The sequence below is a fragment of the uncultured Roseobacter sp. genome, from assembly GCF_947495025.1.
GTDB lineage: Bacteria > Pseudomonadota > Alphaproteobacteria > Rhodobacterales > Rhodobacteraceae > Roseobacter.
Map to the genome: position 1 here is coordinate 879106 of NZ_CANLXG010000001.1, position 21820 is coordinate 900925.

Sequence of the window (21820 nt, forward strand, 5' to 3'; positions counted from 1 at the left end):
CCACACAGGGCGCCGGGTCTTTTTGCGTCCGGAGTTCTGAGATGATCAAAGATCTGTGGCTGGTCGGCATCGGTACGGGTTCTCCGGTCCATCTCACGCTAGAGGGGCGCAGCGCACTCAGAGATGCCGCAGCGATCCTGCTGCCGCGCAAAGGTCCGGGCAAGGATGATCTCGCAACTCTGCGCGCCAGCCTGCTGGCCTCGACCGGCTCCGGGGCGGCGGTCCTGCCTTTTGACATGCCCGTGCGCGACGAAAGCCTGCCCTATCTGGAACGGGTGGAACGCTGGCATGACGAAATCGCCGAAATATGGCAGCAGACCCTGCGGGAGACGACAGTCGACGGACCCGTTGCCCTGATGGTCTGGGGTGATCCCGGCCTTTATGACAGTACCCTGCGGATCGCACAGCGCCTGACCCCCGTACCGGCCCTGCGTGTGGTGCCTGGCATCACGGCTCTGCAGGCACTGACCGCCGCCCACGCCGTGCCTTTCAACACAATAGACGGCGCGGTGACGATCACAACCGGTCAGCAGCTGCGCGAAAACGGCATGCCAGTCGGGTCTTCCTCTGTCTTTGTCATGCTCGATGGCCAGTGCAGTTTCCGTCAGGCCCGGACCGATGACTGCTATATCTGGTGGGGCGCCTTTCTGGGGATGCCAGAACAGGTCACGCTGGCCGGCCCGGTTTCAGAAACAGCTGATCAGATCGTCGCGCTGCGGGCGGCCGAGCGGGCCCGCCACGGCTGGATCATGGACACCTACCTGCTGCGCCGACCGGGCTGAGAGGTGTCATTGCCCAGAAAATCCAGCACCAGCTGACTGAAAATGCCGGGTTTCTCCAGATGCACAGCGTGGGCACAGCCGGGAACCACGGCCAGCCTGGCATCGGGGATTTTGCGCCAGAGCTCTTCGACCTGCGCCCACTGATAGGTCCGGTCGCCATCTCCCCACAGGATCAGCGTCGGAGCTGCGATGTCCTTCAGCCAGTCTGCGCCATCCCAGGCATCCATGGCTGTCAGTCCGCCCTGAAACGCCAGCAGACCGGTACGTTCTGCAATCTCCGCACATGCCGGGTATTCTGCCGCCGCCTCGCGGTCTTCAAACCAGGTTGCTGAAATACGCCTGGCGCTAGCCTGAATGCCCTCAGATTCCGCGCGCGCCTTGCTTTCTGCAATGGTCTCGAACCGCCCCGGCAAGCGCCCCCGCGGACCCGTTCCATACAGGACCAGCCGGTTCACCCGCCGGGGTTCAAGGCGGATCATCTGCTGAACGATCATTCCGCCCATCGAATGCCCCAGCAGGTCAAACTGACCGATGCCCGCGGCATCCAGACCTGCCAGCACATCTTCGGCAAACCCGTTTACAGATGTCACCGCCGGAGACCGGTTGCGCGCCCCGAAACCCGGCAGATCAACGGCAAAGACTTCCCGCCCGGCACTGAAGGCCGGTATCTGGTGCTGCCACTGGGCGCTGCCGCCCATGAAACCATGCACCAGGACCAGTGGGATCATTTACGCTGACCCTGAACAATCCGGTCGAGGATCATCGCACAGAAGAGGATTGAGAAGCCCGCGAGGATACCCTGACCGACGTTTGCATACTGCAACGCCTCCAGAACATCCTCGCCAAGCCCCTTGGCCCCGATAAGCGAGGCCACAACGACCATTGCCAGTGAGAGCATGATCGTCTGGTTGATCCCGGCGCGGATAGAAGGTGCTGCCAGCGGCAGGTCAACCTTCGTCAGAAGGTACCATTTGTTGGCCCCGAAACTGATCGCCGCTTCGCGCACACTTTCCGGCACACCACGCAGACCGAGAACCGTCAGCCGGACAACAGGCGTGCCGCCAAAGATCATCGTCACCACGACCGCTGCCGGTTTGCCAACGCCGAAAAACGCGATTACCGGTACCATAAAGACAAAGGCGGGCATGGTCTGCATGAAGTCCATGATCGGCTGGATAAAGGAATAAAACCTCGGTCTGCGGGCCGCAAACATGCCCAGCGGAATGCCGATGGCAATCGACAGACAGGCTGCTGTTCCCAGCAGCGCGAGCGTTGTCATCGCCGCTTCCCAAAAGCCCAGAAGCCCCATGTAGGACAGAAAGGCGCCCGAATAGATCGCCGTCCTGATACCCGCCGTCAGCCATGTCAGCAGAACGATCAGACTGGCGATTACGATCCAGGGTGTCTGAACCAGAATGACTTCCAGCGCATCCAGGAGCCCCCGGATACCGAAGGTCAGCACGTCAAAAAAGGCTTCGCTGTTGCGCACACACCAGGCGATGAAGTCTTCGACCCACTGAATGCCCGTCAGGCGGATATTGGGATCTGTCGGGAACTCGCTGAGCAGCGAGAAGCGCCCCGGAAAGCTGTAGTGTATCATTGCCGCTGTCACGATCAGCGCCATGAAAACCGCACTGAAAACGATCTCCCGCACTGGCATGGCCGAGCGGATGGTACGGTCGGACAACCAGTCAGAGAACCGCCCCTCGAGCGCCCAGTTGGCGACGACAGCCTGAATTGCCTTGGCCACCACAAGGATGGCCAGACCTGTGAGGGCGATCCCGGGGCCTTCTGCGGCCATGGCTTCGGCTTCGGCGCGGATGCCGCCGATGTTGGCCTCCAGCGACTCCACCGTGCGGGTATAGACATCCACCTTGTCCGAGTTGGCTTCAATCGCTGCTTCAAGCTGCCTGCGGCGGAGATCCAGTGTTCCTTCGATCGAGGCGATACGTGCCATAGCATCAGCTGCCAGGTCCCCGAAAAGCCCACGGGCAATCTGCACCAGAGCCAGAGTTTCAAGGATCAGAAACGGCAATGCCCAGGTCCACAGCCCACGCGCACCAAACCAGACAGGACCAAAAATGCCCGCCATGAGGTTGAACGTCGCGGTAAATCTTGAGGATTCGCCGATCCTGTCGAAGTTGGCGATGTAATAATCCGGACTGGTTCTGACAAACGTCCGGATGTTTTCGCGCCGCTCTTCAGCATAGGCCAGAGCCGCTTCGCTCTCGGTGTCTTCCAGCGGGTTTACACCATGCGGATTCACATCTGAGGTGCTCATGATACTTCCGTTCCTTCAATCACAGTGCGCAGAAGGTCAGCACGGGTAATGACACCAACATCCCTGCCGCCGTCTTCCACCAGAATGGCGCTGCTGTTGTCGATTGCCAGATTGATCAGCGTGCTGAGGTTTTCGCCCTCGTTGACCCGGGGCGCATCCGCCGGCAACGGACCATGTGTGGCCACGTATTCGGCGATCGGCTTCATTACCGCATGGGCGCGTACCACCTTGAGGCGGGATATCCCCGCGACGAAATCCGCCACATAGTCATCGGCCGGGTTCATCACGATATCTTCGGCCGTCCCGATCTGAACGACCTTTCCATCGCGCATGATGGCAATCCGGTTCCCGATCCGCACTGCCTCATCAAGGTCATGCGTGATAAAGATTGTGGTTTTCTTCAGGATTTTGCTGAGGCGGATAAACTCATCCTGCAACTGCCGCCGGATCAGCGGATCCAGCGCCGAGAACGGCTCGTCCATGAGCAGAACATCCGGATTGGCGGCCAGAGCCCGGGCCAGTCCGACGCGCTGTTGCATACCGCCGGAAAGTTCGTGCGCAAACTTCGACCCCCAGGCACCAAGCTCCACGATATCGAGGATCGCTGCCGCCTGACGCATGCGCTCGTTTTTGCTGACCTGCCGGATTTCCAGCGGCATCGCCACGTTGTCGAGCACAGATCTGTGCGGCATCAGCGCAAAGTTCTGAAAAACCATACCGATCTTGTTGTTCCGGAAGGTCTGCAGTTCCTGTGTCCCCAGCGCCATGACGTCGGTGCCTTCGATCTCGATCTTACCGTCTGTTGGTTCCAGAAGGCGGTTGAAATGGCGCACCATGGTCGATTTCCCACTGCCCGACAGCCCCATGATACAAAAGATCTCGCCCCTGTTCACAGACAGGCTGACATCGGCCACACCAACCACGCAGTTGTATTCGGCCAGCACCTCGGCTTTGCTCAGCCCCCGGTCACGGATCGCCTGCAGCGCGATTTCAGGCTTTGCACCAAAAATCTTCCAGACATTTGAGATTTTGATAACGGTGTCGTCGCTCATGACTGACCTTCTCTTCCATCATGCAGGGTGAGACCGGATCGGCAGAGAGGCGGGCCCGGCAAGGCGCCGGACCAGCCAGTTTTCAGTCAGATCCGCGGATCAAAGGCCCAGCCAGGCGTCGACACGCTCCGGGTTTGCCTCAACCCATTCGCGCGCCACTTCTGCCGGATCACGACCATTGCCGCTGATTTCATAAGCGAAACCAGAGACATCATCCGCGGTCAGCGAAAAGTTGGCAAAGAACTCCGCAATCGCAGGGGACCGTTCCGGGAGCGAGTTCGACCATGCAATCTGGACGTTCTTCAGTGCGTCTTTGGTTGCAACTGAAGACTTCTCGTACCAGTCCGCATCATCCGATGGCTGCACCATCACATACTTGGCCGGATCAAACGTCGGTTCGCTCAGCATCTCAACGTCGAACTGGAACCAGATCGCATGCGGCTTGTAGCAATAGAACGCATAACCCTCATCCTTGGCGATGGAGTCCTTTACGCGGGCTGTTTTTACGCTTTCCTCTGCGCGCACAGGCTCAATGAAGTCGAGCAGGCCGTAATCCCGTACCTTGACCTCGTTCACATTTGCGGAGGCCCAGCCCGGCGCACCGATCCACATCTCGCCTTTGCCGTTGCCATCGCTGTCCATCAGCGCGGCGACATCCGGGCGGCCCAGATCGGCAATATCCGTGATGTTCTGCGCCTCGGCAAAGTTTTTGGACACGCAGAAGCCCTGGTTGCCTTCGTACGGGTTGGAGGACAGGGTCACAGTACCGGCCTCGTCCACATACTTTTTGGTAAAGCTTTCCTGGTTTGGCAGCCAGACATCAGGGTGTACGTCGATGTCGCCTTTGCCCTGATCCATGGCCTGGAAAATGGTGGCATTGTTGCCGGGCACCATTTCGGCTTTGCCGCCAATGCGCATTTCCACAACAGCCGCCAGAAGGTGCGCGATCGCCTGAGCGCCGGTCCAGGACGGCACGCCGATCTTAACTTCCTCTGCCGCAAGCGCCGGTGCAGCGCCCAGCGCGAGCGCCGCCGTTGCTGAAATCAGTGTTTTTCTCAGTGACATTTAGGTTCTCCTTGTTGGTCGTTTTTTTGGTTTCTTATTCTGTGTAGCCCGGCAGATCGAAAGTGTCCGGGTAGCCGAAGAGCGCTGCACTGCCTCCAGTATGCAAAAAGACAATATTTTCCATATCGCCAAAATAGCCCTTCTGGACGAGATCAATGAGTCCATCGAGGCCTTTGCCCGAGTAGACAGGATCGAACAGCAGACCTTCGGTCGTCGCCAGAAGGCGGAGTGCATTTTTCATACCTTCGGTGGGCAACCCGTATCCGGGTCCGACATAGCCGCAGTCGGCGCGGACTGAGCTGCGGTCAATCTGCAGCCCCGTACCCAGATAGTCAGCGGTCCGCTGTGCCAGATCGAACACCATCTGTTCCTGCTTTTCCTGCGGTGCGCGCACACCGATCCCCAGCAGATGAATTTCGCTCTGCAATGCGGCGAGGCCGGCAACAAGGCCCGCCTGTGTGCCCGAGCTGCCGGTCGCATGGACCAGCGCGTCAATTCTCAGGCCCATGTCCACGGACTGCTCGGCCAGTTCACGCGCGCAGTTCACATAGCCAAGCGCTCCGATGGGATTCGATCCGCCGCCCGGAATGATGTACGGACGTCTGCCGTCGGACATCAGCTTTTCAGCCAGCGCCTCCATCTCTGCATTCATGTCCGTGCCATCACCACGTTTTGAGACAGTCGCGCCGTGCAGCCGGTCCAGCAGGACGTTGCCATTCAGATTGTAGCCGGGGTCGTTGTACCCGGTTCTGTCCTCGAGCAGGATATGGCATGCCATGCCCAGTTTCGCAGCAGCCGCAGCGGTCTGACGCGCATGGTTCGACTGTGTGGCCCCCTGCGTGACAATCGTGTCTGCCCCTTGTTTCTGAGCATCCGCCATCAGGTACTCCAGCTTGCGGGTCTTGTTCCCGCCAGAGGATAATCCAGTACAATCATCGCGCTTCACCCAGATGCGAGGCCCGCCCAGGATCTCACTCAGACGGTCCATCGGTTCCAGCGGCGTTGGCAGGTGCCCCAGCCGCACCCGCGGATACTTGGCCAGAACAATTGACAGTTCTTTGGCCAGACCCGTCGTAAGTCCGGGTGCCACAGCACCGGAAGTCTCTGTCATCACACCTTCATCACTCACGCCGAAAATCCTCCCTGGGCATTCAGCCAAAGCCTGCCCAATAGCAGATTGGAAAAAAAGTGCTTTTATCTTAGGCTGGCCATACAGATTGTATGGCTGAAAGGTGATGGACGTGGATCTTCAGTGGCTGGACGACGTTCTTGTTCTTCTCGAAGAGGGCAATATGACCCGCGCCGCGGCACGCCGGAACATCACACAGCCTGCGTTTTCGCGCCGGATCCGCGGGTTCGAAGACTGGCTGGGAACGGATATCCTGAACCGACGGGCCAATTCGGTTGAGATCAGCCCGGCCCTTTCCGCCAACGAACCGGAAATACGCGCTCTGCTGAGCCGGCTGCGGGATCTGCGCGGCAGTATTTCGGCCTTTGATCCAGCCAGTTCCACTATGTCTGTCGCCGCACAGCATGCGCCGGTTTTTTCGGCGTTCTCTGAAATGGTGCTGCATGCACGCAGGCGCTACCCGGCTGTCAGGTTCAGACTGCGCCCCGGGAACCTGAGCGATTGTGTTTCCACATTTCTGCGCGGAGACAGTGACCTGCTGCTGTGCTACGAATCCGATGTTTCGCGCCCGATGCCGTTTGGCGACACAATCCGCCGCGAAGTCTGGGGCGAGGATATACTGCTGCCGCTTGTTGGTGGACCTTTGCGATACGCTTTGCGCGACGACGGGACTGTATCGCCGGATACGCCCGCGATCATCTATCCCGAAGCGAGTTATTTCGGCCAGGTTCTGCAGGCTTCTGAACGAGCCTTTTCCACACGCTCGCTGACCAGAAACCCGGTGTGCGAAACAGCGCTTTCCAGCGGCGTCAAGGAGCTGGTTCTTCAGGGAGTGGGTGTTGGCTGGCTGCCATTCAGCATGGCGTTTCGCGAAATTGAAAGCGGTCAGATGATTTCGCTGGCCGGCCGGTTTGGCCAGGAACATGTCCAGACCGCTCTGTACGGACACACATCCGACGAAATGGCCTGTGCACTCCTCGACGTCTGGAGCGTGGGCCGCAGAAAACAGGGGTGATCCGGAAAGCTGCCGGCCGATGTTTCCACCGGCCTGCAACGGGGGTTACGTCCGTCCGATACGGTCCCGGACGTCTGCGGCAAAGTCTTCGTACCGGCGCAGGGATGTCACACTGACCTGCACATGGTGGCCCATTTTCTGCATAATCGGCAGATCGAACAGTATCTGGTCCAGCGCATCCGGGGTATCAACCTCGACAATGGCCAGCACCTTGCGCTCGCCGACGATTTTCCACAGATCCTTTACGACACCGGCAGACTTAGCCCCAAGGGCTGCATCCGCCTCTTCGGCCCAGATGCCCAGCAGACCCTGCTGCTGCATGGTCGCATCGTATTCGACATTGAAATCAAGCCTGTAGAGCATCGGTTACCTCCCACTTACTGCATCACCCAGTGCGGGAAACCGCATGATTTTAAACTCGCCCAGCGTCGCATCCTGACCGTCATTCAACACCGGCGAGCGGTGCAGCTCGTTGATCGTGACATAAACATAGCCGTCGGTACCCACAGCGAACCCGTCCGGCCAAGACATATCGTCCTGCTGGTACAGAACTTCATACGTTCCGTCCGGTCGCGTCACGCCAACGGCATCCTCGGTGATGGAGGTGATGTAGACATTCCCTGCGGCATCAACCGTTGATCCGTCAGAGATCGGCTTGTCCCCGTACCGCTCCACACGCGCCTCCAGGTCTTCACGCGACAGTGTCTCGTCAAGCAGATCAGCCGTGCGCACACGGTACATCGCACTCGCGGTCATCGGCGCAAAATACACCCAGGTGTTTGTAGGGTCGATGGTGATCGGGTTTGCCCCGATGCGCGCAGGTGCGCCGCCGAGGTTCACGACCCGTCCGTCGATTACCATGTCGGTTGCCTCGGGCACCGTAAAGGGCGACGCTTCGAGCACGCGCCGCGCGCGCCCCGTTTCAAGGTCCAGAACGATCAGTGCCGTCGTTTCTGCGTTCGCTGTATCCGTGATGTATATCGCATTGTGTTCACGGTCGACGGCGAGGTCATTCAGGAAACTGGAAGGGCGCGCAGCGGGCTGGCCGATATAAAAAATGCGGTGAAGTGCCTCGGTTTTCGTGTTCCACCCGACAATCCTGCCTGTATGGTTTTCTCCCTGGCCGTCCAGCATCCAGAGTATGCCGTCCCGGTCGGCCCGCAGACCAAGGACGCCTTTCAGCCCTGGTCCATCGCCCTGTGGTGCGTTTGCCCAGGCGACATTGGGGTACGGTACCGTGGAACCATCCGGGCTCACTTCGACAATCCTCAGGTTTTTGCCGTAGAATTCATGCACGGACATGAACATCCTGCCATCCGGCCCGATCGCAAGGTTTCCCGGAGGCATGTCAGACGTAAAGGCAGCATATGTTTCAATTTCCGCCATTGCGGCCGTCCCGAGGGACAGGGCAACTGTGAAAGCGGCGAATACGGGTTTTTTCATCTGGAAATCCTCCCTTGGTTCAGATGCCCGTACTGGCTATCATTCAAAAAACACCAGGTGCATCGCCCGATTTTCGAAACCATCGTTAGAAAAAATTGAATGTACTCTCTCGAAGATCTGAAAACCTTTGTTGAAATAGCAGACCGCGGCGGGATCACCGCGGCAGCCAGATCTGTGGGGACCGCGCCGGCCACCATCAGCCACAGGCTGTCCAAACTGGAAAGCCATCTGGGTGTCAGCCTTTTTCACCGCAACAGCCGCAAAGTCACTCTCAGCATTGAAGGCGAGGCATTCTACGGCAGAGTCATCGGCATTCTTGACGAACTGATGAACGCCGAGACCGAAATCGGCGGGCACGGCAGCCTGCTGAAAGGGCATCTGCGTGTGACCATGGCGCCATGGATTCTGTCGCGCTTTGTCCTGCCGCACCTTGATGTGCTGCGGCGTGAACATCCGGGTCTAACCTATGAATTTCTCGCGTCTGACCGGTACGTCAATCTGGTCGAAGAGCAACAGGACTGCGCGATCCGGGTTGGCAGGCTTCATAACAGCAGTCTGCTGGCCCGCAAAGTTGCCGATAACAAGCGTATATTGTGCGCCTCCGCGGCCTACCTTGATACTTTCGGAACCCCGGTGCGACCAGAAGACCTGATCAGCCACCGCGCAGTCTGCCTGCCATGGCAGCGCAAATGGGAGCTTGGCAGACCGGGCGCGACAAACTTCATGCCCGGCGAAACCCTTCTGGTTTCCAATTCTGACAGCCTGACCGACGCGGCAATTCACGGCCACGGGATCGCGCTGAAATCTCGACTGGCCGTTGCCTCCGAACTCAACACAGGTGCCTTGTGCGAAATTCTGCCTGGTGTGCTGACCAAACCGGAAGCCCCGATTTCAGTTCTGAGACCCCCAAATCTGCGGGGATCAAGGAAAGTCGATGCTTTTTCAGAATTCGTTCTGGCGCGCTTTGCTGCACGGGCGGGATCATGACGGGGGTCAGACGGTTGAGCTGTAAATCTTAGCCCGTTTTTCTTGTTATGACCGACGTGGTGACGGGAAGGCAACCGTCACCACTAATCATGAGGCCACCCTGCAACCCGTCATAACCAGCAGCCAGCCACCTGTTACCGGCAGCTTCCACTGTCTCTGCCAGTACGACGAGCAGGACCCGTCCACCCACCGGGCAAATGTCTACCAGTCATTTCTTTCGTATGTGTCGTTCATTTCGTAATTCTGACCGGCATCAGGATTGTCTGCGATTTCCTCGTTCAGGGCGTTATCATCATTTGCCTCGGCCGCCTGTTCATTGTCAGCGGTTTCAACCCACGACGTCTGGCCGCTGTCATCTCCGCCGGCAACCCATGCATCGTCTGCAAACCCGGAAGCGGGACTGCCGCCGTTCTCAACGTCGCCGACATCCAGCGCAAAGGTGCTTGTACCGGTGACCTGCTGTCCGTTGAAAGCCGTGTCTGTAGTAGTGACCTCGCCCTCGATTCTGCCCTCGAATCCCGGTGGCGGTGCAATCTCGAGAAGACTGAGGTCCCAGCCAGCGAGATCGACCTCGCCCCCATCTGACACGGCCACCATATCTCCACTCATGAGGATTGTGTCTTCTGGCAGGCCACTGATCACAACATGCGCCTGATCCGACAGACCCGGATCATCCAGTTCGACGGCAATCATTCCGTTCTGATCGACACTGAGTTCGTCGGATGCGGTCACCAGTTCCCGGCCCTCAATCCCTGGTCCTTCCCACTCGAGTTTCAGTCCTGCGTGGCCGTAGTTTTCGAAATACCGGACCTCGACCTCATGCGTGCCCGGTTCCAGTTCGATCTCGCCGCTGCGTGTCCGATACCCGTGCAGGCCATCGTCTGTCACCACTTCCTCACCGTTGATGAAAAGCACCACACCATCGTCGCCGCCAAGGAAAAACTTGAAGCTGCCGCCTTCGTCGACGTCGATCTCACCGGTAATCCGCGCACCGAACGTGTCTTTGTCGCCGCCTTCCCAGAAAGACTCCCGGCTGTTTGTATAATTAATTTCCTGAACCACTTCCTCATGCGTGGGCTCCGAGGACCAGTCGATCTGATCCAGGCGACTCAACCTGTGATTGACATCAAAATAACTGGCCCGGAAGCCGGTGGTCATGTCATTGTCGGGCAGAGGCAGATCAGCCTGCTGTACGTCAAACGCGATGTTCATCGACGATGATGCGGAAATACCGGTCTCGGAGGTTGTTGTCGTTACAAGCTGTGCATTCACCTGCCCTGTAAACTCCACAGGTGTTGAAACCGTCAGCAAGGACAGGTCGAGGCCCGTTACGTCCACCTGCCCTTCCGGACCCGCGGTAAGGACTGCGTCGCCGGCAGACACCGCTGTTCCCTCCGGCAGTCCATCAATAACGTGCACAGATACCGAGCCATCCTGGCCTTCATCGGTAACTTCCAGAGCTATGGTCAGCGGCATGCCATTGATCGTTTGCAGATCGTCAAACCCTGGCGCCGTGAGCAGTTCGCGACCATCAGTTCCGGGCCCTTCCCACTCGAGTTTCAGACCCGCGTGCCCGTAATTCTCAAAGTAACGGACTTCGACATGATGCGTACCGGGTTCCAGTTCCATCGTTCCGCTGCGCGTACGGTATCCGTGCAGACTGTCATCCGAAACGACTTCTTCACCATTAATCAGCAATACGACGCCGTCATCGCCACCGAGAAAAAAGGAGAACTCGCCGCCTTCCGAGACCTCAACATTGCCTGTGATCCGGGCACCGAATGTATCTTTGTCGCCGCCTTCCCAGAACGACTCGCGGCTGTTGGTATAGTTAATGTCGGAAACCACTTCTTCGTGTGTGGGTGGCGCGTTCCAGTCAATATCATCCAGCCTGCTCAACCGGTGATCCACATCGAAATAGCTCGCCCGGAAACCGCCCGAGCCACTGAAAGCAGGCGTGTCGATAATCTCGAAACCCACATCCTGCACAAGTTCAGCTCCGGAGGGTGAGGTCGCAGTCACCTGCAGATCAAGTGATCCGGTCTCATCATCGGACAGCGCAATACCCTCGCGCAGACGGATTTCGCGCCCGGATACCTCAAAGCGGTCATCCGAGACAGAGAACGTATAATCACTGTAGTCACCCGTCCCCTCCAGATTTATTACCGCAACAACGGCGCCGTCTTCGCCGGTTGCTATCCCGAGGTTGCTGACAGAAAGTCCGGTCGGTGCGGGATTGATCTGAGGCACATCAACATCGAACGAGCGCGTCAGAGCCGTGCCATCAGGCCCCACCGCGGAAACCTCCACATTCAGATCCGCAGCCTCTTCGTCTGAGAAGACAGCGTCGGATTTCACCGTGAGGCCGAAGTCCCTGATCTCAAAGCGCACATCGGACACCGAAAGGCGGTCAATGCCACCTGCTTCCTGCGCGAAGTCGCTGAGATCGGCAACAACACCGGCGTCATCCCCCGGAGCACCAGAGGGTGCGGCTCCGGCCCCGTCTTCGTTTCCGCCGGACGCTGAGACATCTTCGTTGCCCGGAAGGTTTCCGGCTGAGAACGCGCCTGCCGGCTGACCGGTATCAGACGGTGAATACGACGTGTCCGCGGCTCTGGCGCTGGCTTCGGCCTGCTCCTGCTCACCGTAGTGCAGCGCGCTGCGAGACTGGTCTTCCTGCCCCGCATCGTTGCCTTTCAACGACTGGACGACCACTTTCTCCTTGTCCGAAGCGGTATCGTGCTGTTCAAGAAATATGCTGTCGTCCAGGCGGTTTTCATCGTCGTCTGCCACAATACAAGCTCCATGCACACCAAATAACAGGAGCGAGGGATACCGGAATCCACTTAAGAAAACACTTAATAAACAAAAAATTAAGCTTCTGTTTTAATTAAAAAAATATGCATTTTACTCGGCATGTGAAACCTTTGATTACCCTCGTCTGACTATGCTGAGGCGTGTTGCAGCATGGAGTCAGAGAACGTGGGGACTGAGGCCAGGACCAAAGAAAAAATGGTGCGCCCGCCCAGGTTTGGCGTAAGCGTTATTGTGTCATCTCTGTGCATTAATCTGCTGGCACTGGCCTTACCGCTTGTGGTTCTTCAGGTGTTTGACCGGGTCATTCCTTTCGAGGCATACGAAACACTGACCCTTCTCTTCATGGGGCTGTGTGTCGTCGCCGTTCTCGATTTTGCGCTCAAGTGGGCGCGCCTCGTCCTCCTCGGGCACGAAGGAGAAAAGTTTGAATTGGACCTGGGCGACCGGTTCATCAAACGATCACTGGACGCGGAGCCTTCCGCTTACGATCAGACTTCAACCGGTGACCATTTTGAACGGCTTAATGCCCTTGCACAACTCCGCGACTATTATTGCGGCCAGGGCAGACTGTCAGCGATTGATCTGCCGTTTTCGGCAATTTTCGTCCTGATGATTGCGCTGATCGGCGGCTGGCTCGTTCTGGTACCACTGGCGGGCATCGCCATGCTGTACCTGTTCAAGGCAGTCCTTCAGCGCGCGCAGGCACCCGTATTCGGAAAGCGTAAAACCCTGGACGGGCGCAGGTATTCATTTCTGATCGAATGCCTTTCACAGATTCTGACGGTCAAAGCCGACACGATGGAACCCCAGCTCCTGCGGCGCTACGAAGTCCTTCAGAACCAGTCCGTCGACATCAGCGAACGACTGATCCGTCTTTCAGGCCTTTCACAGTCCTTTGGAGCTTTGTTTTCCCAGGCAAGCGTCGCCGCTATGGGCCTTTTTGGTGCATTTCTGGTGATTCAGGGGCAGATCGGAATTGCGGAACTTGCGGCCTGCATGCTGTTGAACGGACGCACTGTGCAGCCGCTGCTCAAGATGCTCAGCCACTGGGCTCAGTCCGAGAGTGTCGAATCCGCTCTGAGCCGGATTGAGGAAATCGGCAACCTGCCACAGCGCAGCACGGAGGCCACAGAGAGCCCCCCCCTGGTGGGCCATCTGGATTTTGACCATGTCACCGCCTTTCCGGGGAGCGACCAGAAACGGGCCTTCTCGGATATTACGTTTGACCTGAGCGCAGGAGGTATACTTAGTATCGTGGGTGACGAAGGCGCGGCACGGGATGCTTTCATGCGCATGATCCTCGGAGAAGAAACTCCGGAGGAAGGGCGTATTCTGATCGACGGCCAGCCGGTGCGCAGCTTCAGGGAAGCACGCGGACCTGGTGGGATCGCCTACCTCGACCAGAACCCTGTCGTGTTCTCCGGCACGCTGCTTGAAAACATCTCCTGTTTTGGCGAAGGCGACGCAATCGCAAGAAGCCTCGAGTATTCGAAACAACTCGGGCTTGAAAAGACCGTCCACCGAATGCCTATGGGGTACAGTACTGCACTTGGTCAGACCGGTGAGATAGTGTCCAGCATGGCTCTTATGCAGACGATTGCGCTTGTACGCGCACTGACCCTGCAGCCGGCAATCCTGCTTATCAACGATGCGACATCGGCAATGGACGATGGAGCAGTTGCACGGGTTGCTACCTGCCTTGAAGCACTCAGGGGGCAGACAACCCTTGTTCTTGCATCAGAGCACGAGCAGCTCACCGCTCTGGCACAGCAGACTGTCCTGCTTGCCGGCCGGAAAGAACAGGAGTTCAGCCTGTGGGACGAAGACGCAGAGGCAGATGCCGCCTCTGCCGCGGCCGAAATGAAGTGGAGCGCATAATGGAAACTGTCGTTCATCCGGGCCTCGGCCTGCTGCAACGCCTGATGATGGAAGCCGGGTGGCACAGCAGTGAGCGCAATCTGACGGAAGCCGCGCCGCACCTCGCCGCCAGCATATCGGCAACTGAACTTCTGGCGACACTGCATAACCTGGATGTCCCGGTCTCAACGGCGCAGTGCAGTCTGAAGGAAATAAAAAAAGACGATTGCCCCGCTCTTTTCATCGATAAAAACGGTGATATCTCCGGTGTGCTTGACGCAGGCAACAAGGGGCTCCTGACGATCCGCCCGGGTCAGGAAACACCTGTCTGGGAAGAGATTAAAAGGAAACCGGGCACAATTGTCCGGATCGAACGGTTCGCACCGTCTGACGAACAACTCAGTTTTGATGATTTCCGGACAATCACGTCAGGCTTCCGGGGTCTGATACCCGGTCTTGTGCTTGCATCTTTCATGACAAACCTGATGGGGCTCGTAACACCGCTGCTGATTATGATGATCTACGACAGGGTCATTCCCTCAGATTCCGTATCGCTGGTGATTTCCCTCGCGGTAGCTGCGGGTCTGGTGCTTTTTGCAGATGCGGGCTTCCGTCTGGCACGGTCCCATGCGGTTTCCTTTATGGGCAAAACAGTAGAACACAGGCTCGGCCTTGCCCTTTTTCGCAAGCTGCTGTCTCTGCCACCGGATCAGATCAAGAGTTCCGAGGTCGATCAGCAGATTTCGCGTTTCAAGCAGTTCGAGGGGATCCGCGATTTCTTCTCCGGGCAAAGCATGGTGACCCTTCTTGATCTCCCGTTCACCCTTATTTTCCTTGGCCTGATATTCTATCTCGCCCCGCCAGTCGGATTTCTTGTGGTGGGTCTCGTGGTTATTTTTGCGATCGCAATATGGGTGACCATGCCCGTACAGCAAAGCCTGAACATGCAGGCGGCCCGCGTTAAGGCAAAGCAACAGAAAATCCTGTTTGAAACCGTACGTATGCAACGCAACATCTACCGCCTCGGACTGGGCGATTTCTGGAAGCAGAAAAACGCGGCCGTTGCCGAAGAGGCTGCATCGGCATCAAGGGTAGCGCGGCGGTTTCAGATGCTGTGTCAGACATTCGGGCAGAGCGTTATGATGATTGCAGGCGTTGGCGCTGTTGTTCTGGGAACAGTATCCGCAATGAATGGCAGCATCACTTTTGGTGCGCTGATCGCAGTCATGGCGCTGGTCTGGAAAGTGCTGACACCTCTGCAGTCACTGTACGCCAACGCGCCTCAGCTTGCCGGATTCCTGCGCAGCCGTGAGCAGATCGACCGTGTCCTTGCAATGCCTCAGGAAACCGTTCGTGGCGCGGCTTCGTCTCACCAGAAAAGGTTCGAGGGCAGCGTCGCCCTCAGTGGTGTAACGCACCGCTTTCCGGAAGCGACTGATCCCGCCATTTCGCAGGTCTCTCTTGATATCGCTGCGGGTGAATTCGTTTCAGTCTCGGGCAACAGCAGCAGCGGCAAGACGACGCTGCTTGAACTGACCATGGGGCTGCACACGCCGCTCGTCGGCTCAGTGCAGTTGGACGGAATGGATATCCGCCAGATCCCCGTGGACGACCTGCGTCAGGCTTTCAGCTATGCCCAGAAGAAACCAGACGTATTCCACGGCACCCTTCTGCAGAATTTCAGACTGTCAGCGCCGACCGTGCATGAAGAAGACATTCGTCGTGTCATCGCCGCCATGGGGCTTGAGGAAGAACTTGAAACACTGACTGATGGCCTGAACACCCGTTTGACTGAAAAATACCGACAGTCTCTTCCGACATCCACATCGCGCGGTCTCGCTCTCGTCAGAACATTTATAAGACCAGCCAGAGTCTATCTGCTGAACGACCCCGGCGCAGGTCTTGATTACCTGCGCAAACAGGCGCTCTCGTCCTACCTGAACACCCTCCGGGGAAGTCATACGGTGATCGTCGCGTCCAATGAACCAGAATACGTCAACATGGCAGACAGATGCATCTATATGTCCGGAGGGCGGATTGTAGCCAACGATACCGGAACGGCAGGTCGCAGAAAAATCAACGCACTCATCGCAGCAAACAGGGAAAACTGAAATGTCCGCCCGTTCTGACAAACAGCCAAAAAGCGGGATTTTCGCCCGCAAGTCCTTCCGCGAAAAAAACAGGGCACCGATGGTCTCGTCCATGGTCGTGTTCACGCTGAGTGCTTTTCTTGCGGGAGCTGTTGTTCTGTCAATCGTGACGACTGTACCGGAACTCGCACGCGCACCAGGGGAAATTACGACCCTGGGCCGCGCGCATCAGGTTGAGAGCATCAACGAAGGGATTGTCCGGACAGTGCATGTCCGAGAAGGTCAGACGGTCGCAGCCGGTCAGGTTCTGGCGAGCCTGCAGTCTCCCGAACTGGACCGGAACATTCGCTTTGTGACACAGCAGAAACAGGCGCTGACCTCACGGATTACGACGCTGGAAAGCATACTGTCATATCTGGATGAACCCGATGCATCTTCTGACCGGGACGGGACTGCGCCTGCCGACGTGAGAGACTACGCAAGGTCACGTGTATGGCTTCACGATCTTCAGAAGGAAATTGCGCGCGGGCGGGCACAAAGCCTGCGAGAGATAATCACAGAGCTGGAAGAGGCACAGAGGCTGATGGCCGGTCGTGTGAAAGAAAAAGAAGCATCAGTCGACAGACTTGCAACGCTTTTTGAGTCTGGCAGCATCACAAGGATCCGGCTGGAAGCAGAACAGCAGTCCCTCGACGAATTGCGCGGAAGGCTGATCGAAGCCGGCATCGAACTGGCCACGAACAAGGCAAACTACGCGGAATCGAGGGACAAGCCGCTTGAACGGGATCTTGCACTGCGTGAACAGACACTCACGGAGCTTTTTGCGCTGCAGCAGGAGCAGGACCAGCTGGCAACACAACTGGCTACGCTGGAAAGCCAGAGAGAAGAGTTGTCTATCAGGGCACCAGTCGCAGGTGTCATCCAGGCTGTGGATTTCCCGAAAACCGGAGAAGTGATAGAAGCAGGCAGCACGCTGTTTGAACTCGTTGGGTCAAATGAAAATCTTGTGGCTGAGCTGAGGATTGGCGAGGCAGACATCGGGCACATCCAGGTGGACGACAGAGTATCCCTCAAGCTGACAACATTCGATGCACGGCGTTACGGTGAAATAACCGGCCGCATCACAAGTCTTTCCCCCAATATCGTGACTGACCCGACTGACGGATCCACCTATTTCAGGGGAATTGTGTCACTGGACAGCCTGACAATCGGCAAGGGAAACCTGCAAAGGCCTGTACGGGTTGGCATGGCAGGTGTTGCGGAAGTTGTGACTGACCAGCGCAGCATGATGGCCTACCTTGCCAAGCCGGTTTACAGGTCTCTGGAAAGCGCGTTCGGAGAGCGTTGAACCGGCTTCCCGAAAAGGGGACCTGAGCAAAGTCTGGTTGAGCAAAAAAGTAGCCCGATTTTTCGCCAGACCTGTCAGGTTGACAAGGGTGGCGCTGGAAAGCGCTGAAGGTCAGGACCCGGCAAGGCCAAAGTATTTTTCCTGCGCCTCCCGTCGGATCCGGCGCATAACTCACAGATTTCGCTATATTTCAGGGTGTCATGCCCGAACGGCCTGTGCGTCGGGGTCCTGTCTCTCCAGCAGAAAAGCCCCTGTTTTCTGCGCGCTCATCGGATAGGCCAGCGCGTATCCCTGAAGATACCCGCAGCCGAGGCGCTGAAGGATCGACACATGCCTGTCTGTTTCAACGCCCTCGGCCACCACTTCTATCTCCAGCATTCGCCCGATCTGGATGATGGTTTCGACAAGAGCCCGCTGGCGATCAGAATCCACAATAGGCTGGACCAGCAAGCGGTCGATTTTCAGTTTTCTGGGCGCGATCTGCAGCAGACTGACAATCGATGCGTGACCACTCCCGAAATCATCGATTTCGATATCAATTCCCATCTGCTCTATCAGACGCAGGTTCTGCTCGATCACATCGTTTTTGGAGTCGAGAAAGGCAGATTCCAGCAACTCAAAAGACAACCGTCCACGCGGGACATCAAGTTTGCTGATGCGATCCCCGAGAGACGGATCGTTCAGTCTGTGAGCGGACACATTCACCGACACCTTTGGCACGAGGGTCCCCGCAGCCTCCCACTGAGCGATATCCTCAAGCGCTTTGTTGAGAACCAGCTCATCGAACTGAGACACAAGCCCCATGTCTTCCGCCATTCCAAGGAACTCGTCCGGCATCAGCAGGCCGAATTCAGAACTTTCCCATCGAACAAGCGCTTCAAGGCCGGTTACCTCCAGTGTCCTTGCATCAAACTGGGGCTGGTAGTGACAGGTGATCTCACCCTGATCAAATCCGGCCAGCAACGCGTCAAAGGAATTCTTACGTCTTTTTGCTTCCTCACGCATGGCCGTGTCAAAGAACCTCCGGCGGCCCCTGCCCGCTTTTTTGGCCTGATAAAGCGCAATGTCAGCATCAATAAACAATGAATGGCCAAGAGACTGGCCGGTCTCAGACACTGCGATGCCGATACTCGTCCCGATGTTGCACTGCTGTGACTGGTAAATATAAGGCTTTGCCATTTCCGCGATGATCCTGTCGGCCGTCTGGCTGAGCTGATCATCGTCGGGCGCGTCGGGCACCAGCGCGACGAATTCGTCCCCACCAACGCGTGCGACCAGCGCATTCTCCGGCAACAGTCGTTGCAACAGTTGTGCCGCATGACGCAGCGTGGCATCCCCCGCGTCATGGCCGAGGGTGTCATTGATCTGTTTGAAATGATCAATGTCAAAATGCAGGACTGCAATCCTCGCCCCGCCAGCGCTTGTCTGCTCAATGAGTGCCTTGAAAAAATCGTCCAGATACCGGCGGTTCGCCATGCCGGTCAACGCGTCGTGCCGGCTTTCGTACTCCAGTTCAGCTCTGGCGGCTTCGAGCTGCTGTGCGCGCACGTAGTCAGCTGTAACGTCGAAATTGACACCATAATACCGCGCCCCGCGCTCGGGTGATTTGACATATTTTCCGCGGGTTCTGATATGGCGTACCGCACCATCTTTGAGGAGAAGCCGGTAATCTGTGGCGATGTCTCTCTCTTCGCGCAGACACTGCTGAGACAGGCTGTCGACCGCCTCGCGGTCTTCCGGGTGGATGGTCGACGCCCAGGCATCCGCGTCTACGATGTTCTGCCCTTTGGGCAACCCGAAAAGTTCCAGCAGACGGTCGTCCCAGAATGCATACTTTGCTCCGACATCATATTCCCAGCGGCCCATTCCGGCAGCGTCCATAGCGATTTCAAGCCGTTGCGCCATATGCTGGCTCTCTGCTTCTCCCGCTTTGATGTCCGAGATGTCGGTATCTGTTCCGATAATCCGCGCAGGCAGGCCCTGAGCATCACGCCGGACAACCATGCCATTGCTGAAGATCCAGACCCAGTGGCCGGCGCTGTGCCGCTGTCGGAATTTGTAGTTGATGACCTCTGTCTCACCAGCTTCGAGCTTGCGCCATTCCTCGATAATATGGTCCCGGTCCTGAGGATGTATCGTCTCCAGCCAGGTGTCATTATTTGTGGGAATGGGCGCGTCCTGCCCCATGCCGCGCAGCTGACGCCAGCCGGACGAAACGTAGTGCCGGTCGTTTTCGAAATCGTGGTCCCAGATACCCTGATTTGCGCTGTGCACAGCAGTTCGCCATCGCCATTCGCCTTCGGCCAGGCTGTCGGCGTCCGGCTCAACGACGTCTTTGGGTTCGATAACCCGTGCTGCTGCCGTCTCGCTACTGGCTTCTGTTCGGGCCTGAAACAGGAAGAGATGACCTTCTTCATCCGCATCACGGTAGGCACGCACACGAAAAGGCACCGGAGGCTGCGCGGGCGGCCCCACCAGAAGGGCAATGCAGTCTCCGCAGGTACCATCCCAGACACCGGCCAGATCTGTTTCCGACGGGCATCCTGCGGTCGGACAGCACAGCGATCTCAGGTCGGCCCCCCGGAGGTTGCTTCTCGATGGCAGCCCCAGAACCTCGGCCGCTTCCGCGTTGGCCTCGCGTATTTTGAGCGCGGCATCTGCCAGAAAAGCAGGAAACGCCACAGCATTGAGCAATGCTGCCGCGCGTTCCTGGCTCTTTTCGCGGTCTGCGTTACTCAAAACGGCGTCCTCGATACCTGCTTTCTGGTACCGGCCCGCCGCTTAAAACCGGGTTATCATTTAAAAGTCTAAGGGTTTTCTGCGCCCGAAAGTGCCGGAACACTACTGTTTCCGTGTGGTCTGGCCAGGTTCAAACTGCAGCGGCAGAACCTTGCTGCGTTCGGTCGGCACACCATTTATGCGCGCCAGCAGATTACGTGCCCCGGTAATGCCCATCAGACGTCTGAGCGTACGGATTGTCGTCAGCTTCATCGGCAGAACACTGGCAAGATCAAGCCCGTTGAACCCGACGATGCCGATGTCGTCCGGCACCCGCAATCCCCGCGCCTGACAGCACATCAGCCCCCCGAAGGCCATATGATCATTGAGATAGCAGATGAGATCCGGCTGGTCCTGATCCAGCAGGGTCGCTGTCCCGTCAAAACCGGTTACAAAAGCATTCCCAAGCGGTGGCCGCGCTGCTGCGACCCTGTACCCCGCATCAGGACGGTATACACTGCGTATGCCCTCGAGGCGGGCATCGGCGCGTTTGTCGTGCCCCAGCGGCGTGCTGACAAAAGCAGGCCGCCGGTATCCAAGTTCCGCTGCGTGGTCTCCGATCATGCGACCTGCTCTGAAATGATCAATCCCGACGCAGATATCGATCGGATCATCCGTATGATCCCAGATCTCCAGTACCGGAATGGGGGAGGCCCGCAGAAGTTCCCGCGTCTCAGGATGGTGATCAACGCCCGTCAGGATGATGGCGGCGGGTTGCCAGGACAGTAACCTGCGAACCCAGGCCAGTTCGGCCTCCGGGTCGTACTCGGTTGTATCGATCACACTGGAATAACCGGCGCTGTCGAATGTCTGCCGCATCCCGTTCAGGATCTCGGCGAAAACCTCTCCGGCAAATGTGGGCAATGATATCCCGATCAGATTAGAGTTTGAAACCACCAGTGAACGCGCGGCACTGTTGGGCATATATTTCATCTGCCGGGCGACTTTGAGGATATCGGCACGGGTCTTTTCAGACACGCCCTCAACGCCGCGGATAGCGCGGGAGACGCTCATCACACTGACCCCGGCCCGTCGTGCGACGTCCTCTATTTTCGTGGGCCCTTTGCGGCGCGGCATCGGCTCTCCTTTCATAACGGCACCTGTCTGCTTCATTTTTGCGAGTACAATCAGATACCTGAGGTATCGTTTACGTTAACGTTAACGTAGTTTTCAGTT

At 57.6% G+C, this 21820-nt stretch carries 16 protein-coding genes; 6 read left to right on the forward strand and 10 right to left on the reverse strand.

Annotated features, from left to right (window positions below; all coding sequences use genetic code 11):
• Positions 1 to 41 precede the first annotated feature (41 nt).
• Positions 42 to 782, forward strand: coding sequence for a precorrin-6A synthase (deacetylating) (gene cobF, locus Q0792_RS04265; protein WP_298836753.1), 741 nt, complete (start codon positions 42 to 44; stop codon positions 780 to 782).
• Here cobF and Q0792_RS04270 read toward each other — a convergent pair.
• The 5 genes from Q0792_RS04270 to Q0792_RS04290 form a co-directional block, all read right to left on the reverse strand.
• Positions 758 to 1510, reverse strand: coding sequence for an alpha/beta hydrolase (locus Q0792_RS04270; protein ID WP_298836755.1), 753 nt, complete (start codon positions 1508 to 1510; stop codon positions 758 to 760). The genes cobF and Q0792_RS04270 overlap by 25 nt on opposite strands.
• Entirely contained in the window at positions 1507 to 3063 is a 1557-nt protein-coding gene (locus tag Q0792_RS04275) for a proline/glycine betaine ABC transporter permease (RefSeq protein WP_298836756.1), read from the reverse strand. The genes Q0792_RS04270 and Q0792_RS04275 overlap by 4 nt, the downstream gene beginning before the upstream one ends.
• Positions 3060 to 4115 carry a glycine betaine/L-proline ABC transporter ATP-binding protein gene (locus Q0792_RS04280; protein ID WP_298836758.1) on the reverse strand — a complete coding sequence of 352 codons (1056 nt, stop codon included), beginning with the start codon at positions 4113 to 4115 and terminating at the stop codon, positions 3060 to 3062. Before Q0792_RS04280 ends, Q0792_RS04275 begins: the two co-directional genes overlap by 4 nt.
• A gap of 99 nt (positions 4116 to 4214) precedes the next feature.
• Positions 4215 to 5180, reverse strand: a complete 966-nt coding sequence (locus Q0792_RS04285; protein WP_298836760.1) for a glycine betaine ABC transporter substrate-binding protein — start codon at positions 5178 to 5180, stop codon at positions 4215 to 4217.
• Between the two features lie 34 nt (positions 5181 to 5214).
• Positions 5215 to 6228, reverse strand: a complete 1014-nt coding sequence (locus Q0792_RS04290) for a D-cysteine desulfhydrase (protein WP_298838610.1) — start codon at positions 6226 to 6228, stop codon at positions 5215 to 5217.
• A 187-nt stretch (positions 6229 to 6415) separates the two neighbouring features.
• Between Q0792_RS04290 and Q0792_RS04295 the strand changes: the two genes are divergently transcribed.
• Positions 6416 to 7324 carry a LysR family transcriptional regulator gene (locus Q0792_RS04295; protein ID WP_298836763.1) on the forward strand — a complete coding sequence of 303 codons (909 nt, stop codon included), beginning with the start codon at positions 6416 to 6418 and terminating at the stop codon, positions 7322 to 7324.
• A gap of 45 nt (positions 7325 to 7369) precedes the next feature.
• Here Q0792_RS04295 and Q0792_RS04300 read toward each other — a convergent pair whose 3' ends face one another.
• The gene (locus tag Q0792_RS04300; RefSeq protein ID WP_298836765.1) at positions 7370 to 7687 is read right to left on the reverse strand and encodes a muconolactone Delta-isomerase family protein; all 318 of its coding nucleotides are present in this window, start codon (positions 7685 to 7687) and stop codon (positions 7370 to 7372) included.
• 3 nt (positions 7688 to 7690) lie between these two features.
• Positions 7691 to 8767: an SMP-30/gluconolactonase/LRE family protein gene (locus Q0792_RS04305; RefSeq protein WP_298836767.1), complete on the reverse strand. Its 1077-nt coding sequence runs from the start codon at positions 8765 to 8767 to the stop codon at positions 7691 to 7693.
• Between the two features lie 99 nt (positions 8768 to 8866).
• Between Q0792_RS04305 and Q0792_RS04310 the strand changes: the two genes are divergently transcribed.
• Complete coding sequence (locus Q0792_RS04310) at positions 8867 to 9754, forward strand: LysR family transcriptional regulator (protein WP_298836769.1); 888 nt, start codon at positions 8867 to 8869, stop codon at positions 9752 to 9754.
• 201 nt (positions 9755 to 9955) lie between these two features.
• On the opposite strand, the gene Q0792_RS04315 is transcribed toward Q0792_RS04310, so the two are convergent.
• On the reverse strand, positions 9956 to 12547 hold the full coding sequence (locus Q0792_RS04315; protein ID WP_298836771.1) for a PA14 domain-containing protein: 2592 nt from the start codon (positions 12545 to 12547) through the stop codon (positions 9956 to 9958).
• Between the two features lie 222 nt (positions 12548 to 12769).
• Here Q0792_RS04315 and Q0792_RS04320 point away from each other — a divergent pair, with 222 nt between their 5' ends.
• The 3 genes from Q0792_RS04320 to Q0792_RS04330 are packed head-to-tail and all read left to right on the forward strand — an operon-like array spanning position 12770 to position 17866.
• Positions 12770 to 14449: an ABC transporter transmembrane domain-containing protein gene (locus Q0792_RS04320; RefSeq protein WP_298836773.1), complete on the forward strand. Its 1680-nt coding sequence runs from the start codon at positions 12770 to 12772 to the stop codon at positions 14447 to 14449.
• A complete protein-coding gene (locus Q0792_RS04325; RefSeq protein WP_298836775.1) occupies positions 14449 to 16539 on the forward strand; it encodes an ABC transporter transmembrane domain-containing protein in 2091 nt (696 codons plus the stop codon). Before Q0792_RS04320 ends, Q0792_RS04325 begins: the two co-directional genes overlap by 1 nt.
• A gap of 1 nt (position 16540) precedes the next feature.
• Positions 16541 to 17866, forward strand: a complete 1326-nt coding sequence (locus Q0792_RS04330; RefSeq protein WP_298836778.1) for an HlyD family type I secretion periplasmic adaptor subunit — start codon at positions 16541 to 16543, stop codon at positions 17864 to 17866.
• Positions 17867 to 18064: 198 nt separating this feature from the next.
• Here Q0792_RS04330 and Q0792_RS04335 read toward each other — a convergent pair whose 3' ends face one another.
• Together Q0792_RS04335 and Q0792_RS04340 are read right to left on the reverse strand one after the other, a co-directional pair.
• Positions 18065 to 20605: an EAL domain-containing protein gene (locus Q0792_RS04335; RefSeq protein ID WP_298836780.1), complete on the reverse strand. Its 2541-nt coding sequence runs from the start codon at positions 20603 to 20605 to the stop codon at positions 18065 to 18067.
• Positions 20606 to 20707: 102 nt separating this feature from the next.
• Complete coding sequence (locus Q0792_RS04340; protein ID WP_298836782.1) at positions 20708 to 21721, reverse strand: LacI family DNA-binding transcriptional regulator; 1014 nt, start codon at positions 21719 to 21721, stop codon at positions 20708 to 20710.
• Positions 21722 to 21820 lie beyond the last annotated feature (99 nt).

Bases quoted from the DNA above. Each gene is read 5' to 3' on its own strand.
- cobF (WP_298836753.1), top strand. From the start codon at position 42: ATGATCAAAGATCTGTGGCTGGTCGGCATCGGTACGGGTTCTCCGGTC.
- Q0792_RS04270 (WP_298836755.1), bottom strand. From the start codon at position 1,510: ATGATCCCACTGGTCCTGGTGCATGGTTTCATGGGCGGCAGCGCCCAG.
- Q0792_RS04275 (WP_298836756.1), bottom strand. From the start codon at position 3,063: ATGAGCACCTCAGATGTGAATCCGCATGGTGTAAACCCGCTGGAAGAC.
- Q0792_RS04280 (WP_298836758.1), bottom strand. From the start codon at position 4,115: ATGAGCGACGACACCGTTATCAAAATCTCAAATGTCTGGAAGATTTTT.
- Q0792_RS04285 (WP_298836760.1), bottom strand. From the start codon at position 5,180: ATGTCACTGAGAAAAACACTGATTTCAGCAACGGCGGCGCTCGCGCTG.
- Q0792_RS04295 (WP_298836763.1), top strand. From the start codon at position 6,416: ATGGACGTGGATCTTCAGTGGCTGGACGACGTTCTTGTTCTTCTCGAA.
- Q0792_RS04300 (WP_298836765.1), bottom strand. From the start codon at position 7,687: ATGCTCTACAGGCTTGATTTCAATGTCGAATACGATGCGACCATGCAG.
- Q0792_RS04305 (WP_298836767.1), bottom strand. From the start codon at position 8,767: ATGAAAAAACCCGTATTCGCCGCTTTCACAGTTGCCCTGTCCCTCGGG.
- Q0792_RS04310 (WP_298836769.1), top strand. From the start codon at position 8,867: ATGTACTCTCTCGAAGATCTGAAAACCTTTGTTGAAATAGCAGACCGC.
- Q0792_RS04325 (WP_298836775.1), top strand. From the start codon at position 14,449: ATGGAAACTGTCGTTCATCCGGGCCTCGGCCTGCTGCAACGCCTGATG.
- Q0792_RS04330 (WP_298836778.1), top strand. From the start codon at position 16,541: ATGTCCGCCCGTTCTGACAAACAGCCAAAAAGCGGGATTTTCGCCCGC.
- Q0792_RS04340 (WP_298836782.1), bottom strand. From the start codon at position 21,721: ATGCCGCGCCGCAAAGGGCCCACGAAAATAGAGGACGTCGCACGACGG.